The 3,737-nt window shown below is 57.3% G+C and carries 3 protein-coding genes and 1 pseudogene; 1 reads left to right on the top strand and 3 read right to left on the bottom strand.

The window, feature by feature from the left end:
- From NKI61_RS32465 to NKI61_RS32455, 3 genes are all read right to left on the bottom strand, one after another.
- On the bottom strand, positions 1–826 hold an 826-nt coding region (locus tag NKI61_RS32465), incomplete at its 3' end, for a glycine C-acetyltransferase (RefSeq protein WP_352842370.1).
- A gap of 66 nt (positions 827–892) precedes the next feature.
- Positions 893–1,852 carry an aminotransferase class IV gene (locus NKI61_RS32460; RefSeq protein ID WP_502899965.1) on the bottom strand — a complete coding sequence of 320 codons (960 nt, stop codon included), beginning with the start codon at positions 1,850–1,852 and terminating at the stop codon, positions 893–895.
- A gap of 323 nt (positions 1,853–2,175) precedes the next feature.
- On the bottom strand, positions 2,176–2,631 hold the full coding sequence (locus NKI61_RS32455) for an Lrp/AsnC family transcriptional regulator (protein WP_352842367.1): 456 nt from the start codon (positions 2,629–2,631) through the stop codon (positions 2,176–2,178).
- Positions 2,632–3,514: 883 nt separating this feature from the next.
- Here NKI61_RS32455 and NKI61_RS32445 point away from each other — a divergent pair.
- Positions 3,515–3,737 (top strand): annotated as a pseudogene (locus tag NKI61_RS32445) (hypothetical protein); the annotation flags it as partial.

Below are 3,737 nucleotides of genomic sequence, written 5' to 3'. Positions count from 1 at the left end.
GCATCAGCGTGTTGGAGAAGAGATAGGGCCGCGAGCGCTGGCGCAGCCAGTCGACCACCTGACTTTTGCCCGAAGTGTAGCCGCCGGACGCGCCACCCAATGCCTTGCCCAGCGTGCCGGTGATGATGTCCACCCTGCCCTCGACGCCGCAATGTTCGGCCGAGCCACGGCCATTCCTGCCGACGAAACCAACTGCATGGCTGTCGTCGACCATGACCATTGCGTCATATTTGTCGGCGAGGTCGCAGACGCACTTCAGATTGGCGATGATGCCATCCATAGAGAACACGCCGTCGGTGGCGATCAGCCGGAACCGACAGTCGCGCGCCTCTTTCAACCGCGCTTCGAGATCGGCCATGTCGTTGTTGGCGTAGCGGAAGCGCTTTGCCTTCGACAGCCGTACCCCGTCGATGATCGAGGCGTGGTTCAGCGCATCGGAGATGACCGCATCCTCTTCGCCGAGCAGCGTCTCGAACAGGCCGCCATTGGCGTCGAAGCAGGAGCCGTAGAGGATAGTGTCCTGCATGCCGAGGAAATCAGAAATGATCGCCTCAAGCTGCTTGTGTTCCTCCTGCGTGCCGCAGATGAAGCGCACCGACGCCATGCCATAGCCGTAACGATCGAGCGCCTGCTTGGCCGCCTCGCGCAGTTCGGCGCTGTCGGCGAGGCCCAGATAATTATTGGCGCAGAAATTCAGCACCTTCTCGCCGCCGACCTCGATCTCGGCCGATTGGGTCGAGGTTATCACCCGTTCTGATTTGTAAAGCCCGGCCAATGTTAGACCGGCGAGTTCGTTAGAGAGATGAGAAATGAAAGCGTCGGTCATCGGCAAACTCACGGCAGCACAGCCCTCCCCGCACCACGGTGGAACACTCGAAAATATATCGCGGGGCTATGCGTAATTTACTGGGGTCGACCATGCCGGATAGGCATGCTTCTCCCAATATAGGTCTGCCAGCTGGCGAGTCAGAGCGCCAACCTTGCCGTCGCCTACAACGGTCTCGTCAATCTTGGTCACCGGCATGACCCCGCCCGCTGTAGACGTAATGAAAACCTCATCGGCATTCTTCAGCTCATCGCGATCAATGTCGCCGGCGCTGACGGATAGGCTCAGTTCGCCGCATAGATCAAATACGGTCTGGCGGGTAATGCCGGCCAGGACGCCATAAGCCGGTGTCTTCAGGCGGCCGTCTTTGACGGTGAAAACGTTGAAGCCGGGGCCTTCCGCAATGTTGTCGTTGATGTCGACGATCAATGCAGTTTCGGCACCGTAGTCGTACGCATCGAACAGGCCCTTCACCAGATCGAGCCAGTGATAGTTCTTGATGGTCGGATCGATCGACTTGGGCGGAATCCGAACGGTGTTGCTGATGGCGACATGCAGGCCGCGCTCAAGCTGCTCCTTGTTGGCAACCGACCCGAAAGGCACCGCGAATGCGATGAACCTATTCTCCGACTGGCGCGGGTCACGGCTAAAGGTGGGCGAGCCACCTCGCGTGCAGATCATTTCGACATAAGCCGACTTGTGTCCGGATAGCGCCACACAGGTCGACAGGATCTTTTCGATCTCATTGCGGTTGTAGGGAAGCTTCATGCGGAGCTTTTCCATCCCGCGGAAGAACCGGTCCAGGTGCAGATCCAGCCTGAAGAACCTCCCGTCCCACACATGAACAGTATCGTAAGTGGCATCGGAATGCAGAAAGCCCCAGTCCAGGACGGACACCTTGGCTTCGGACATCGGCAGGTACTGACCATCCATGAAGGCTACGCCATGAGGATAATGCCGTGGATCCCGGTGCCGTTGCTCTACGGCTGGGAGAGCCGTTGCATGTTCGGCTGTAGCAAATGTCATCTCTGAGTCCTCCAAATCTCGCAATCCAGGCGCTCCGCACACCCGGTTACGATTTGCCGCCGCGAAACCGCCCCGCGGTCCACGTCTCAGCAGTTCGACTGTGGCGCACCTCAGACCGCCAGCACGCCGCGCGTGCCAGATGTCAATAGCGGGATGTATTACCGCCTGAGCGGGGCCATAAGCATTTCGTGGCCGCCGGTCACCCGGCGATCCATTTAAATGGCAGACTTCGGTGCGCTGATTGCGATCAAAGTGGCGCTCCGGCCGCAATGCACGCTTCAAAAAACGGGATGGGAGTGGCGGAAACGTTCAGCCAAAAAAGGCTACACAAGCACCCGGGGCTCGAACTTCACTCGGTCCAACACAATCATGCTCTGGAACTTACGGACATTGGGATTTGTGTAGAGTTTGGTCTTTACAAAAACGTCAAAGGCTTCGACGTCCTCCACTGCTACAATAAGAACGAAGTCGGCATCGCCCGTGATCATATAGCATTGAGTGACTTCTTTTGCCGCCCTCATCGCTCGCTTGAAGTCATCGACAAGATCTAAACGCTCGCGATCGAGCTCCACCGTTACGACCACGGTCAGCGACTTCCCGACCGCCTTATGGTCGACTAGCGAGATATCAGCGGTGATAACGCCCTCGGCACGTAACTTATTGACACGGCGCATGCATGAAGCGGCAGACGAACTAACGAGATCCGCGAGTTCGGAGAATGACAGCCTGTTGTTCTTTTGAAGGGCGCCGAGTATCCGCCGGTCGAGATCATCTATCATGCCTGCACCTATGCGAAAACCATCGTCGCGTTAGCGATCTGGAACGTTCATAGCAAGAACAGCCGCTCAATGAAACGCTAGCCCATCCAAGAGGCGCTATTATTGCAATCGCCACGGAAACGAGACTGTTTCATTTCACCCAAATGCGAGTTTTGCCCGAACTCTTCCAAACGCTCGCGGCAAATGCTGCCCATGATGCCAGCCACTGGCCCGACGACGGCTGCCAGACATCGATGAATGGAGTCAGCATGCACTTTAGAAGGTTTATCACCTGGCCGACGAGGTCACAGTCTGGCGCCGGCATCTTCATCAGAACCCGAGCTCGACTTTTGCTGTGCATCTTTCATTCAAGGCGAAGTCGGCGAAGGGCCGACCATTGGCCTTCGTGCAGATATGGACGCCTTGCCGATCCGTGAAGCGACGGGAAAGGACTGGGCGTCGAGGATCCCGGAGAAGATGCACGCCTGCGACCATGACGGCCGGTGCTCGGTGCCGCAAAGTACCTCGTTGGGAGACGGAGATTCAGGGGCACCGTTGCGCTCATCTTCCAGCCGGCCGAGGAAGTCGAATTACCGTCGGGCGGGCTCAAGATGGTCGGAGATGGGTTCTTGGACCGTTTTCGCATCTGACCGGTCTTCGGGATGCACAAGAGGCATCGATGTAGGCAAGTTCGTCATTTGCGCGGGCCCGAGAATGGCTTCCTACACTAGTTTCCGTCCATAAACGGCAAGTTGTAGATTTTCTTGCGTAAATTGAGATTTGCGCAAGCAAGGCCCGGCGGTTTCAGATATCTTGGATCATGCCACTGAGTCCAAAGCCCTGCCACCGCCGGAGCCGACAATGCGCCAAGAACGCACCGTCCAACCCAGATCCTATGAGGAGGGTGGATAGCGACCTGCGCTGTGGCAAAGTGCGGTTGCTTAAACACAAACACCCTACCTTTGGAGACAAGCATGCCCGTTGCAGCTCACCGACCGAAAGCGCCGACCGCTATCCGCACCATCTTGGCGCAATTTTCATCTCATTGGACTTGAGCCGCTCGAAATGGCTGATCACCTCGCTTTCGCCGGGTGGCGGGGAGAAGATGTCGAAACATATGGTCGCGG

Source organism: Mesorhizobium sp. M0514, from assembly GCF_040321145.1.
GTDB lineage: Bacteria > Pseudomonadota > Alphaproteobacteria > Rhizobiales > Rhizobiaceae > Mesorhizobium.
Note: the sequence above shows the minus strand (reverse complement) of the source record. Positions and strands in the feature narration are given on the sequence as shown.